Here is a 12,643-nt window from a genome sequence, read left to right as displayed (position 1 = left end):
TTGAAGAAAATGATTGGAATAAATTAATAAATTGCGGCTTTACTACGGTTACCTGGCTTGGACATACTCCAGGAGCCTGCTGCATATAGTAATTACTAGTTCGCGCAAGCGAGAGTCGGAGGAAGATGACGATGAGAATTTCATCCAAGATAAAATTAGCCGGATTGCTGACGCTCGGCCTGCTGCTGGCCATTCCGCCGGCCGCCGGGGCTAAGGAGAAGGCACCTGCTGCACCGTCCACCCATGCGCAAGCGGCTGCACTGATTGATGTCACTTCCGGAAGAATTTTGTACAGCTCCCACGGAGATGACGAGCTTCCGATTGCAAGTTTGACCAAAATCATGACCGCCATAGTCGCTATCGAACACGGACAAACCAAGGAGAATGTGAAAGTCAGCCGAAATGCCTTCGGCAAGGAAGGCTCCTCCATTTATCTGCGTCTCGGCGAAGAAATGAGCCTTGAGAATATGCTGTACGGTTTAATGCTTCGATCCGGTAATGACGCAGCGACAGCGATCGCCGAGCATGTCGGGGGCTCCGAAGAAGGTTTCGTTCATCTCATGAATGAAAAAGTAAAGATGCTCGGACTTGAGCATACACAGTTTCAGAATCCGCATGGCCTGGATGCGAAAGGGCATTATTCGTCTGCCAATGATTTGGCCAAGCTGACAGCCTATGCGCTTCATAATCCGCTGTTCAAAGAGATCGTGCGCACTCCTTCCAGAAAAGCGCCAAACCCGAATGATCCGTGGGATTACCGCTGGGACAACAAAAACAAAATGCTGCGGTTCTATGAAGGCGCAGACGGCGTTAAAACGGGCTATACCAAAATTGCCAGACGCTGCCTAGTCAGCTCGGCAACGAGGAACGGACAGCAAGTTGTGGCCGTTACGATCAACGACGGCGACGATTGGAGTGATCATCGTAAGCTGCTGGATTATGCGTTTGCCCATTACCCGCTCAAATCGTTGGTGGAAGAAGGGCAAGCCGTTAAAGACGGATTAAGAGCAGGCACAAGCTTCCGTTATCCGCTCTCCGAGGAGGAGAAGGATGAAGTGGAGCTTAGGCTGATATTAAAGAGCGGAAAGTCGGATTCATTCGGTTACCGTGGAAAGATTGCGATTTCTATCGGGAATAGCGAAGTCGGATCGGTCCCCGTATATGAAGTGGCGCAGGGGACATCGAGTCCGTCCGCAAAGGCGGGATTCGGGAATCCGGTTGCCATGCCGACCGGGACAGGGGCCAAGGTTGTTCCGGGCGGATGGTCGGATTCGTTTGAAATGGTCCTGAAAACAATGCTGCTTGCAGGATAATCTTCAGTGGCACAGACAGTCTGAAGAGCAACGCCAAGCAATTGTGGAGAGGGGGGAGAATAATGATCAATAAGATTTGGCTGGCCCTAATCTTGATCGGTTTTGTGTTCGCTGCGGTGAAGGGAGATATCAATGTCGTGACCCAGGCCGCGTTTGAGGGAGCCGCGACAGGTGTTACAGTCTGCCTAGGCTTGATCAGCGTCCTAGTGTTCTGGATGGGCATCATGAAGCTGGCTGAGGAAGCCGGACTCGTAAAGGGCATCTCCAAGATTCTTGGTCCGGTCGTTTCCTATCTGTTTCCTGATGTGCCGAAAAATCATCCCGCCATGGGCTACATTCTTTCCAATATGAGCGCCAATTTGCTGGGGCTCGGCAATGCGGCCACGCCGATGGGAATACGGGCCATGCAGGAGCTTCAGGAGCTAAATCCGGATAAGGAAACGGCTTCTCCAGCCATGTGTACGCTGCTGGCGCTTAACACGGCAAGCATTACGTTGATTCCGACTACGCTGATTGCCATCCGAATGAATTTCAACTCGGCGAATCCTGCTGAAATCGTCGGATCGACTCTGCTCGCTACAGGCATCGCCACTATCGCGGCGATCGCGGCGGATCGATGGTACCGAAAGCGGCATGCCTGGAAGCAGCCTCCGGTGATTCCTCCGCCTGCGTCTACACTATCGTTAAAGAGGTGAGACCCGATTGCTGAACTGGATTAATATGTTGTCCGCCTGGGCCGTGCCTGTCATGATAGCATTTATTCCTTTATATGCTCAATTGAAAAAGGTTCCGGTATACGAGTCCTTCGTCGACGGGGCTAAGGACGGATTTTCTACCGCGATCGGCATTATCCCCCACCTGGTCGGTATGATGGTGGCGATCAGTGTGTTTCGCGCATCGGGAGCACTGGAGTTTTTTGTAGGGTGGATGACTCCGTTTCTTGAGAAGCTCCAGGTACCGGCTGAAATTCTGCCTCTCGGTTTTCTGAGGCCTTTGACGGGTACAGGCTCTTTGGCTTTTACGACCGATCTGATCAAAACCTATGGTCCCGATTCGATGATCGGCCGCATTGCTTCTACCATACAGGGCAGCACGGATACTACGCTTTATGTGCTCACCGTATATTTTGGAGCGGTTGGAATCAGAAACGGAAGATATGCCTTGAAGGTGGGGCTCTTTTCCGATGTGGTCGGCTTTATTGCCGCGATCGCGGTTTGCTTGCTTTTGTTCGGATAGGGCATCATACATAACTTTCATAACTTTTGCATCAAGTTGAACGCCGTTCCGGGGAGACTCCCGGTTCGGTGTTTTTTGTGCTCTCTTGTGTGACTAAAGTCTCAAATATTAAAGATTTTCATAAAATTCGATTTAATCAGGAAGTTGGTGGGTATATAGAACGGGTCTGCATTTTTCAAAATACATAAGGAAAAGAGAGGGAATTCACAGCATGTGGAAGAAGAAAAGATTCATAGGAAGGCTTGGAGCGGCCTCCATTACTGTCATGATGCTCGCAACCATTTTTACGTCTAACGGCGCCTATGCCGAAACGGAATTGAACTGGATTGAAGGAACGGGACAAAGTGTTACGCTCGGGGATGATCTGGCTGAACTGAAGCTGAGCGAGGATTTCGTGTTTCTTAACGGAGCCGACACTCAAACTTTCCAACAGGAATCCGGCGGAGTTCCAAGCGGGATGGAGATCGGGATGGTATTTCCGATGGATGATGCTCAGAATTGGGCGGTCATGTTTGAATATGAAGACTCCGGACATATATCCGATAAAGAAAAGAATGATATCGATGCGGATGCGCTGCTTGAAAGTTATATAAAAGGAACGGAAGAGAGCAATAAGAATCGTGATGAAGCGAATCATATGTTCGTGGACGGCTGGGAAACGCCGCCGAAATATGATGAGAAGCTGCGGAGCCTGACTTGGTCGCTCATCGGGCATGATGCCTATGATGAACAGATTATTAATTATAACGTTCGAATTTTGACGCGCGAAGGCAATGTATCCGCTGTGTTGATCTCCGATCCGGCAGAGCTTGCTCAGTCGAAGCAGATTATGGAGGATCAGATTCTGACGGCGTTTACTCTGAAGGATGGGCAGCGGTATGAGGATTTTGATCCCAAAGTGGATAAAAAAGCGGAGTATGGCCTCACCGCTTTGATCGTAGGCGGCGCCGGCCTGGCCGTGGCGAAGAAGGTCGGACTGATCGGCGCCCTGGTCCTGATTATCCGGAAGTTCTGGGTAGTTATTATTGCCGCGTTGGGCGTGGTATGGAGATTTATTACCGGTAAGAAGAAAAAGAAACAGGAACTCCAAAGTAATCTGACGCAAGATCCCCCAGTTGGCGGAACAGCGCCGGGAAATCAAGATCCCTATGCACCTGCAGCACCAAATTCCGGGCAAGGTCAGCCGCCCCAGACTCCTCCGGCTCCCCCGGCGGACTGATTAGCTTGACGGCTGCTATTGTGATTTTCGTTTCCTATGGGTATCATGTGTATGAGGTGACTTATAGACATGGAAAGATTGCAAAAAATATTGGCGGGAGCCGGAGTAGCATCACGCCGTAAATGTGAGGAATTGATTCTCGGCGGGAAGGTGCAGGTCAACGGGGAAACCGTGACTACTCTTGGGACCAAGGCTGATCCGGCTGTAGATGTGATTACCGTCGGCGGGAAAACGATCGGCGCGGAAAAGAAGATTTACATCGTATTTAACAAACCGAAAGGCGTTATTACGAGCGCATCGGATCCCCAAGGCCGCAAAATCGTCACCGATTATTTAAAGGGCATTACCGAACGGCTTTATCCGGTTGGCCGTTTGGATTATGATACCGAAGGTCTGCTGCTCTTGACGAATGACGGAGATTTCGCCCATTTGCTGACCCATCCGAAGCATCATGTTCCGAAAACGTACCATGCAACCGTAAAAGGCGTTCCTCATGGAACTGAACTGGACAAGCTGAAGAAGGGTGTAATGCTGGAGGATGGCATGACGGCTCCGGCGGAAGTGGAATATCAAGATATTGATCCCGAACAGAAGCACTCCACCATCTCCATTACGATTTACGAAGGCAGAAACCGGCAGGTGCGGAGAATGTTCGATGCGATTAAGCATCCTGTTACTAAATTGAAACGGATTTCTTTCGGCGATCTTTACCTCGGCAACCTGAAGAGAGGCCTTTATCGTCATCTGACCAAGGAAGAGATTGAGGGTCTGCTCAAACAGGCCAGAATTGCAGGCAATAAGTCCGCAAAAGGACAAGCGGACAGATCGAAATAGAAATGCAGGGCATGGAATCCGTAAAGATTCTGTGCCCTGTTTTTTTGCGCTTGGCTCGGATCGAAGATTACCGCTTAGGAAAAGCTGGTTTTTTTGCACTCCAGCCTCGTAAATTGCAGAAAAATGAATTTATTATATAATGATAAGGACACATAATATTCAAATTTCCCCCGGCTGAAACTATGGCAATTTTCGTTATAATGTTCATAGGATATTCACTTTTTGTCCATTGATTATGATATTTGTCATAGAAGGAGAGTTGGTTATGGGGAAGGCGAGACGTCCGGTACAAATCGTCATTTTAATCTTTATCGTCATCCTTGGCGTCTATGCCATCGGATCGGCTGTATCCGGCGGCGGAAGCGGTAAACCTAAGATGGGTGACAAACCTCCCGCGATCAAATTGCTTGGGATGGATGGTAAGGTACATACCCTGGAAGAGTACAAAGGTAAAGCGGTGGTCGTTAATTTCTGGGCTACCTGGTGCACGTATTGCGTTAATGAAATGCCCGCGCTTCAGGCGCAGTGGAAGAAGTGGAGCGATCAGGGCGTGGTGGTGCTAGGCATCAACACTGGCGAAGACGAGATGACGGTGCGGAATTTTACGCAGCAGCTCGGCATCGATTTTCCGGTGCTTTACGATACGAACAATGAAGCGGTTCAGGATTACGGCGTTGTGCCGATGCCGACGACTTTCTTTGTCGATAAGAAAGGCAAAATTGCCTCTATCCATGAAGGCGAGCTGAATTTGGCGACCTTGGACGATCAAATCAAGCGGCTGGTGAATCCTTGATGGAGATAGGGGGACTTTCTTTTGATTAAAAATACGAAGTGCGAATGCGGGCACCAGAATCGGGTCGGCACGGTGCTTTGCGAAGCCTGCGGCAAGCCGCTCGACGAACATGCGGATTCCAAGGAATTGCTGGAGATGCGTTACGACGGCGTAGCCCGGCGTTCGCAACGCGCAAACCCGAACTTTATCGATAAGATTTGGAACTTCTTTTCCTCGGTCAAGGTGGCTATTTATCTAATCATATTCACTTTGATCGGGGCGATTTTCGGTACAATTTTTGAACAGGAAAGCAATTTCGTGAGTTTTGATCCGTCAACCTTTTACAAGGATAAGTATGGAACGATCGGCGATATTTATTACAAGCTGGGCTTGTCCCACACTTACGAGTCCTGGTGGTTCGTCTTGCTGCTCGTGATGATCGGAGCCTCTCTTGTCATCTGCAGTCTGGACCGGGTGCTTCCGCTTTACAAAGCGCTTTCAAAACAGAAGATTCGCAAGCACATGCAATTTCTTACCCGGCAAAAGGTGGTTTACCAAGGGCCGGTCGAGGGAAACGGCGAGGAATGGGTTCAACAGGCCGTGAAGCCGCTTAAGAAAAAGGGATACCGTGTGCATACGGACGGTTCCGCCCTCCTGGCCGAGAAGCAGCGGTTCAGCCGTTGGGGCCCTTACGTGATTCATATCGGCCTGATCGTGTTTTTGCTGGCCGTGCTATTCCGGGGTTTGCCGGGTCTGCATCTCGACAAGCATTACTGGTTCCCTGAAGGGGAGATCACCAAAATTCCCGACACGAATCTTTACTTGAAGAACGACAAATTCACGGTCGAATACTACACCGAAGAAGAAATGTCCGATGATTTCCGTGGTACCGGCAAGATCGTTCCGAAGCTGTTTGAGACAAAGGCGATCCTGTATGAATGCACGGCGGATTGCGGCGATCCTTCTAAGGAGCCGAAGCTGAAAGAGGTTCAACAGCATGCGATCCGGGTCAATGACCCCTTGAACTATAAAGGCTTTAAGGCGTATCAGTTCGACTTTGACTTGACGCCGAAGCTGCGGTCGGTACAACCCGTGCTTGTTAATGTTGAGACAGGCGAGCAATACGGAAAGTTCAAGCTTGATATGACGAACCCGCAGCAGAATTTCACTCTTGGCCCTTATACGCTGGAGCTGAAAAACAAGTTCATGGATTTTGCCTTAAATGATCAAGGTCAGCCGATTTCCAAATCCAAAGATCCGAATGCTCCGGCATTTTTGTTTTTGGTCAAGGGACCGGATTTACCGGAAAAGGGAAGCCAGTACATTTATTTTCCCAAACAGATCGATAAAGAACGATTTCAGCAGGATGCCATTAACGAAAAGCTCGGCGGTCTGCAGAACAAACTGCAGCTGGATGTAATCGGAATGGAAGATGTCGACTTTATCGAGTCCTCCAGCTACTTAAATATCCGTATCGACCGGGCGATGCCTTATGTCTGGACGGGTCTTGGAATCGTAATGCTCGGGCTGGTTATGGGATTTTACTGGCAGCACCGGCGGATCTGGCTTCGCATCGATGACGGCGTATTGACCGTGGGGGGCCACACTTCGAAGAACTGGTTCGGCTTGCGCCGCGAAGTGGCTTCATTTCTCAAAATGATGAATGTGGAAGTGGATGAGAAGCAATTGGATAACGGGGGGAATCGGTCATGAGTTTTTTAGAGGTCAGTAGACAGGCTTTTGTAATTGCGTTTTATTTATATTGTTTATCTTTTATTTTTTATGTAGTGGCCGTAACGGGGAAAACCTGGAGAAATCGCGATCCGAAGCAGCATGAACGCAAATGGGGGATTATCTCGTTTGCGACCTCTTCCCTTGGACTGCTAGCCCATCTGGTCTATTGCGGTACGCGTTGGGCGTACAGCGGGCATGTTCCGGTGAGTAATATGTACGAATTCATGACCTTCTTGTCCATGATGGTTATGGTAGCCTTTACGGTCGTCTTCTTGATTTACCGTAAAATTTTGCTCGGTATGTTTGCTTTACCGATCGCCATAATTATTATGGCTTATGCAGCGGTATTTCCGCAGGATGTTCAGCCTTTGATTCCGTCGCTTAGATCCATCTGGTTGTACATACACGTTACTTTGGCGGCTTTGGGAGAATCGTTCTTTGCGGTCGGTTTTGCCGCCGGTTTAATGTATTTGCTACGGACAATCGACTTCAGCGCAAAAGACAAAATATCCCGCCGGCAAAAATGGTGGGTTGAATTTACGCTTTTTTCTATTATTATAGTAGTGGGCTTCATTGTCTCCGTATTCGCATTCCGCGCTTCCGGTTATGAAGCTGTTTTCACGCAAAATGCGACAAAGATTGACAGCCAAGTAGAGCAAGATAGTACAATAGACAAGAAGATGTACTCTATGCCTCCGATTGTGGCTCCGCATGACAGCAGTGTAGAATCCATTCAACCGTTCCTCGGCCTGGATAAACCGTTGTTTGAAGCGCCGGCGTGGATGAAAGGCGATAACTCGGGCCGCAAGCTTAACACGGTGTTGTGGGCGCTGATTTCCGGCGTAATCATTTACGTCCTGCTTCGTTTGATTCTCCGCCGTTCGCTCAGCGAATTGCTGGCACCGACGGTGAAGAGTATAGATCCGGATGATCTGGACGAGATCAGCTATCGCGCGATTGCAATCGGGTTCCCGATCTTTACGCTGGGAGCTCTCATCTTTGCGATGATTTGGGCGCAGCAGGCATGGGGACGATTCTGGGGCTGGGACCCGAAAGAAGTATGGGCTCTCATTACCTGGCTTTTCTATAGTGCATATCTGCATCTTCGTTTATCGCGCGGTTTTCAGGGGCGCAAGGCTTCCTGGCTCGCCGTACTCGGCTTCTTAGTCGTTATGTTTACCCTCGTAGGGGTCAATCTCATCATTGCGGGTTTGCATTCCTATGCGGGCACAGACTAATGATATAATAATCTAACCAATAATGAACTACATTCAGTGCTCAAGCGTAAGAAGATGAAGGGGTTGTTGTCCATGTCAGATCAAGAAAACCGTATTCTGGTAGTCGACGATGAAGAACGCATCCGCCGATTGCTTAAAATGTATCTGGAAAAAGAAGGATATGAAATCGATGAAGCCGAGGATGGAGAAATAGCTCTGAAAAAAGCGACCGCCAACGATTACGGCTTGATTCTCCTCGATGTGATGCTGCCGGGAATCGACGGGGTAGAGGTATGTAACCGTCTTAGACAAGTGAAGTCGACGCCGGTGTTAATGTTGACGGCCAAAGGGGAAGAGATCAACCGGGTGCAGGGATTTGAAGTCGGTGCCGATGATTACGTCGTCAAGCCGTTCAGTCCCCGCGAGGTGATTTACCGGGTCAAAGCGATTATGCGCCGCGCTTCGGCGACAGCCTACTTGACCAAGGAAAACGGTACTAGCAACAATATCGTGTTCCCTCATCTCGTTATTGAGCATGACGCTCACCGGGTTACGGCCAGCGGGCAGGAAGTCAGCTTGACGCCGAAGGAATATGAACTGCTGCATTATCTGGCAGTCTCCCCGGATAAAGTGTTCTCCCGGGAAGAGCTCTTGAAAGATGTATGGAACTACGAATTTTTCGGCGACCTGCGTACGGTCGATACGCATGTGAAACGCCTTCGCGAGAAGTTGAACAAAGTATCTCCGGAATCCGCTGCCATGATCACGACGGTATGGGGCGTAGGTTACAAGCTGGAGGTAGCGAAATAAGTGAATTTCTTAAGAACGCTTGTCGGTAAGCTGTGGATTACGATCATTTGTCTGGTGGCATTTGTCCTCCTTTCCGTGGGATTGTTTTTTCTTCCCTATATCGATACGAATTTTACGAATCCGGGAGCCATCAAAAAACTGTTCGTCCTCGTTTCGATGATCGGCTTCTCGCTGACAACGTTCTTTGCGTTATTTTTGATCACCAAAATTACGCAGCCGATGCAGCGGCTTATTCAAGCCACGGATTCGATTCGCAAAGGGAATTACGACACCCGGCTTTCGCTGAAAACCAGCGACGAGATCGGCGTGTTGTCTAATACGTTCAACCATATGGCCGAGGAATTGGAGAAGACGATCCGAAGTCTGAACCATGAAAAAGAGCACCTATCCAGCGTGCTTCGCAGCATGAATGATGCGGTTATTACCTTGGACGGGAGCGGCTATGTCATATTGACCAATCCCCCGGGTGAACGCATTCTGCAGATGTGGGGCGATTTGCCGGATGAGGAAAGCGAAACGGCAGAAACTGTTCAGGGCTCATTGCAAAAGATTCCGCGTCCGCTTCAGCAGATGTTTCGTAAAGTGCTGGATCAGGAAGGCGACCAGAGCATGAACATCCATGTAAAAAAAGGCGTCTGGTCCGTGCATATGGCCCCCCTTGCTTCGGATGGAGGCATTCGCGGGGCGGTAGCTGTTCTGCGCGATGTTACCGAAGAAGTGAAGCTGGAAAAAATGCGCCGGGATTTCGTAGCTAATGTTTCGCATGAAATCCGGACACCGCTTTCGATGATGCAGGGATACAGCGAAGCGTTGCTTGACGGAATGGCGACATCTCCGGAGGAGAGCGCAGAGCTGGTCCAGGTTATTCATGATGAATCGCTTCGAATGGGGCGGCTTGTCCGGGACTTATTGGACTTGGCCCGTATGGAGGCTGGTCATACCGATATGACTATGCAATCTGTGGATATTCGGGAGCTCGCCGAACGCGTATACCGCAAATTTCTCGTACGCTCGAAGGAGAATGACATCGCTTTGCGGCTGGAGCTTAAGGACGGTCCCCTGGAACTCCAGGAGGCGAACGAGGATCGTCTGGAGCAGGTGCTGACGAATCTGCTGGACAATGCTTTCCGTCATACTCCTGAAGGGGGCACGATCTCTATTGAAGCGGGAATGGCTGAAGGGGGACATGGATCCGAGCTGCACTTGTCCGTTAGAGACAGTGGAGTCGGGATTCCGGCGGACGATTTGCCGTTCGTCTTCGACAGATTCTATAAAGCCGATAAAGCACGCGTCCGCGGTGAAACCGGAGGAACGGGGTTAGGCTTGTCCATTGTGAAGAACATTGTCGATTCCCATGGCGGCTCGATCTATGCCGAGAGCGAAGTGGGGAAGGGAACCGCATTTCATATGCTGCTGCCTGTCGAAAAGCCGCAATTATCGTAAAAATGTAAAAACACCCTTTGTAAAAAGGGTGTTTTTTTGTTGAACCGAAGAGATTAATCTTGTTCAACGTGGAACATATTGGATTGAATCTTAGTTCAGAGACTTATTATTCAAAAGCGATTTGTTGAGCTTTGTTGACTTCAGCCAGCTTGGTCAGCTCAGCAAGGACTTCCTTAGGCGTTTCCTTATCAACGGTGAGCACCATGATCGCTTCGCCTCCAACGATTTTCCGGCCAACCTGCATCGAAGCGATGTTGACATCGTTTTTGCCGAGCAACGTGCCTACGCTGCCGATAATACCCGGCTTGTCGTTGTGCGAGATGAAGATCAGATGTCCTTCCGGAGCGATGTCAACCGGGAACTTATCGATTTGAACGATCCGTGCGCCGTACCCGTTCAACAGCGTACCCGCGATGCGGCGTTCTGCACCGTCCTGAGTTTTAAGCGATACGCTGATCAGGTTGGTGAAGCCTTTGGTAGCCGAAGCCTGGGATACGACAACGTTCACGTCGCGGGCTTTGGCGAGGTGCATCGAGTTGACGATGTTGACGTCATTTCCGAAGTGGCGCGAAAGCACACCTTTAATGATATAACGAGTCAGCGGCTGAGTGTCGACTTCCGCCAAGTCGCCAGCGTAATCGACATGAATTTCTTGAACCGCCACATCGTTGAGCTGAGCCACGAATGCGCCGATCTTTTCACCGAGCTCAAAGTAAGGCTGAAGCTTATTCATTACGCTAGGAGCTACCGGAGGCATATTCACGGCGTTCTTGAACGGTTCGTTGCGCAAAATATGCAGAACTTGCTCCGAGACGTCGATAGCCACATTTTCCTGGGCCTCAATCGTGGATGCGCCGAGGTGAGGAGTAACGATGACTTTCGGATTGTTCAGGAACGGGTGATCCGCTTCCGGCGGTTCCTTCTCGAATACGTCAAACGCCGCACCGGCTACGATCCCTTGATCGATCGCTTCAACAAGCGCCATTTCGTCAACTACACCGCCGCGGGCACAGTTGATAATGCGCATGCCTTTTTTCATAACTTCAAATTGAGGACGCGAAATCATATGCTTCGTTTCCGGTGTCAACGGTGTGTGAACGGTGATGAAGTCAGCGTTCCGGACGATATCGTCCACCGAAGCCAGCGTAATTCCGAGCTTCTCAGCACGCTCTTCCGTCAGGAACGGATCGTAGCCGAGAATATCCATGCCGAACGCTTTTGCACGCTTTGCGACTTCGCTGCCGATCCGGCCCATGCCGAGAACGCCGAGCGTCTTGTTGCGCAATTCCACGCCCAGGAACTTGCGGTCCCATGTGCCTTGGATCGTCTTGGCGTACGCTTGCGGAATGTGACGGGCCAGCGCCATCATCATTGCGAAAGCATGCTCGCAAGTTGTGATCGTGTTGCCATCGGGAGCATTGATGACGACAATCCCGCGCTTAGTAGCCGCTTCGAGGTTGATGTTGTCAACGCCGACGCCTGCGCGGCCGATAACTTTGAGGTTTTTTCCGGCTTCCATAATCTTCTCGGTCACTTTGGTCTGGCTGCGGACGAGCAGGCCGTCGTATTCGGCGATGATAGCAACAAGCTCATCCTCGCTAAGTCCTGTCTTTTTCTCCACGACGACGTCGCTTGCGTCCATGAGCTGCTGAATTCCCATGTCGCTGATTGGATCCGAAACTAATACTTTAAACATGATTTCTAGCCTCCTAATTTGTCTTTTGTTTATAGGATTGCTTCTTCGGGATTGCGGACTGCCCGCAGCAGCCTGCATACCCCTGAAAGCATTACCATACGCACTTGCTTTTCTCCATTACCGTTACACTGTGCCAAAGGATAGAGATAGATGAGCACCGCAAACAAAGAATTTGGCGCGATTGGGCGAAAGGTACTAAAAAAACTCCCAATCCGCATACTACTGCCGTAGTAAGGGACGAGAGTTGTTCGTGGTACCACCCTAATTCACTGGACCTTTGCAGGTCACAGCCTCAATGTCATAATGACGGAATGATAACGGAATTATTCCGACTGCGCCTACAATCTGATAAGAGGTTCAACGCAGTGA

General features: G+C 50.0%; 11 protein-coding genes. 10 read left to right on the top strand and 1 reads right to left on the bottom strand.

The window, feature by feature from the left end:
* Window positions 1-125: 125 nt before the first annotated feature.
* The 10 genes from NYE70_RS07320 to NYE70_RS07275 all read left to right on the top strand — a co-directional run bounded on the left by NYE70_RS07320 (window position 126) and on the right by NYE70_RS07275 (window position 10,578).
* Window positions 126-1,313 (top strand): D-alanyl-D-alanine carboxypeptidase family protein, encoded by a 1,188-nt coding sequence (locus tag NYE70_RS07320; RefSeq protein WP_213654023.1) that lies wholly within the window; start codon window positions 126-128, stop codon window positions 1,311-1,313.
* Window positions 1,314-1,375: 62 nt separating this feature from the next.
* The gene (locus NYE70_RS07315; protein ID WP_211020923.1) at window positions 1,376-2,008 is read left to right on the top strand and encodes a nucleoside recognition domain-containing protein; all 633 of its coding nucleotides are present in this window, start codon (window positions 1,376-1,378) and stop codon (window positions 2,006-2,008) included.
* Between the two features lie 7 nt (window positions 2,009-2,015).
* Window positions 2,016-2,549 (top strand): spore maturation protein, encoded by a 534-nt coding sequence (locus NYE70_RS07310; protein ID WP_280520360.1) that lies wholly within the window; start codon window positions 2,016-2,018, stop codon window positions 2,547-2,549.
* 211 nt (window positions 2,550-2,760) lie between these two features.
* A complete protein-coding gene (locus NYE70_RS07305; RefSeq protein ID WP_341045543.1) occupies window positions 2,761-3,768 on the top strand; it encodes a DUF2167 domain-containing protein in 1,008 nt (335 codons plus the stop codon).
* A gap of 69 nt (window positions 3,769-3,837) precedes the next feature.
* Window positions 3,838-4,602, top strand: coding sequence for a pseudouridine synthase (locus NYE70_RS07300; RefSeq protein ID WP_211020922.1), 765 nt, complete (start codon window positions 3,838-3,840; stop codon window positions 4,600-4,602).
* Between the two features lie 265 nt (window positions 4,603-4,867).
* A complete protein-coding gene (locus NYE70_RS07295) occupies window positions 4,868-5,395 on the top strand; it encodes a peroxiredoxin family protein (RefSeq protein WP_211020921.1) in 528 nt (175 codons plus the stop codon).
* 21 nt (window positions 5,396-5,416) lie between these two features.
* Window positions 5,417-7,087, top strand: coding sequence for a cytochrome c biogenesis protein ResB (gene resB / locus NYE70_RS07290; RefSeq protein WP_211020920.1), 1,671 nt, complete (start codon window positions 5,417-5,419; stop codon window positions 7,085-7,087).
* Window positions 7,084-8,346: a cytochrome c biogenesis protein CcsA gene (ccsA, locus tag NYE70_RS07285; protein WP_211020919.1), complete on the top strand. Its 1,263-nt coding sequence runs from the start codon at window positions 7,084-7,086 to the stop codon at window positions 8,344-8,346. The genes resB and ccsA overlap by 4 nt, the downstream gene beginning before the upstream one ends.
* A gap of 72 nt (window positions 8,347-8,418) precedes the next feature.
* A complete protein-coding gene (locus NYE70_RS07280; protein WP_211020918.1) occupies window positions 8,419-9,135 on the top strand; it encodes a response regulator transcription factor in 717 nt (238 codons plus the stop codon).
* A complete protein-coding gene (locus NYE70_RS07275) occupies window positions 9,136-10,578 on the top strand; it encodes a HAMP domain-containing sensor histidine kinase (RefSeq protein WP_213654025.1) in 1,443 nt (480 codons plus the stop codon).
* 106 nt (window positions 10,579-10,684) lie between these two features.
* On the opposite strand, the gene serA is transcribed toward NYE70_RS07275, so the two are convergent.
* A complete protein-coding gene (gene serA / locus NYE70_RS07270) occupies window positions 10,685-12,274 on the bottom strand; it encodes a phosphoglycerate dehydrogenase (protein WP_290406189.1) in 1,590 nt (529 codons plus the stop codon).
* Between the last annotated feature and the right edge of the window lie 369 nt (window positions 12,275-12,643).

This window comes from Paenibacillus sp. FSL R5-0407, from assembly GCF_038009185.1.
In the GTDB taxonomy this organism is placed as follows: Bacteria; Bacillota; Bacilli; order Paenibacillales; family Paenibacillaceae; genus Fontibacillus; species Fontibacillus vini.
Note: the sequence above shows the minus strand (reverse complement) of the source record. Positions and strands in the feature narration are given on the sequence as shown.

Excerpts from the sequence above, each read along its gene's own strand:
- NYE70_RS07320 (WP_213654023.1), top strand. The coding sequence starts at position 126 with ATGACGATGAGAATTTCATCCAAGATAAAATTAGCCGGATTGCTGACG.
- NYE70_RS07315 (WP_211020923.1), top strand. The coding sequence starts at position 1,376 with ATGATCAATAAGATTTGGCTGGCCCTAATCTTGATCGGTTTTGTGTTC.
- NYE70_RS07305 (WP_341045543.1), top strand. The coding sequence starts at position 2,761 with ATGTGGAAGAAGAAAAGATTCATAGGAAGGCTTGGAGCGGCCTCCATT.
- NYE70_RS07300 (WP_211020922.1), top strand. The coding sequence starts at position 3,838 with ATGGAAAGATTGCAAAAAATATTGGCGGGAGCCGGAGTAGCATCACGC.
- NYE70_RS07295 (WP_211020921.1), top strand. The coding sequence starts at position 4,868 with ATGGGGAAGGCGAGACGTCCGGTACAAATCGTCATTTTAATCTTTATC.
- ccsA (WP_211020919.1), top strand. The coding sequence starts at position 7,084 with ATGAGTTTTTTAGAGGTCAGTAGACAGGCTTTTGTAATTGCGTTTTAT.
- NYE70_RS07280 (WP_211020918.1), top strand. The coding sequence starts at position 8,419 with ATGTCAGATCAAGAAAACCGTATTCTGGTAGTCGACGATGAAGAACGC.
- serA (WP_290406189.1), bottom strand. The coding sequence starts at position 12,274 with ATGTTTAAAGTATTAGTTTCGGATCCAATCAGCGACATGGGAATTCAG.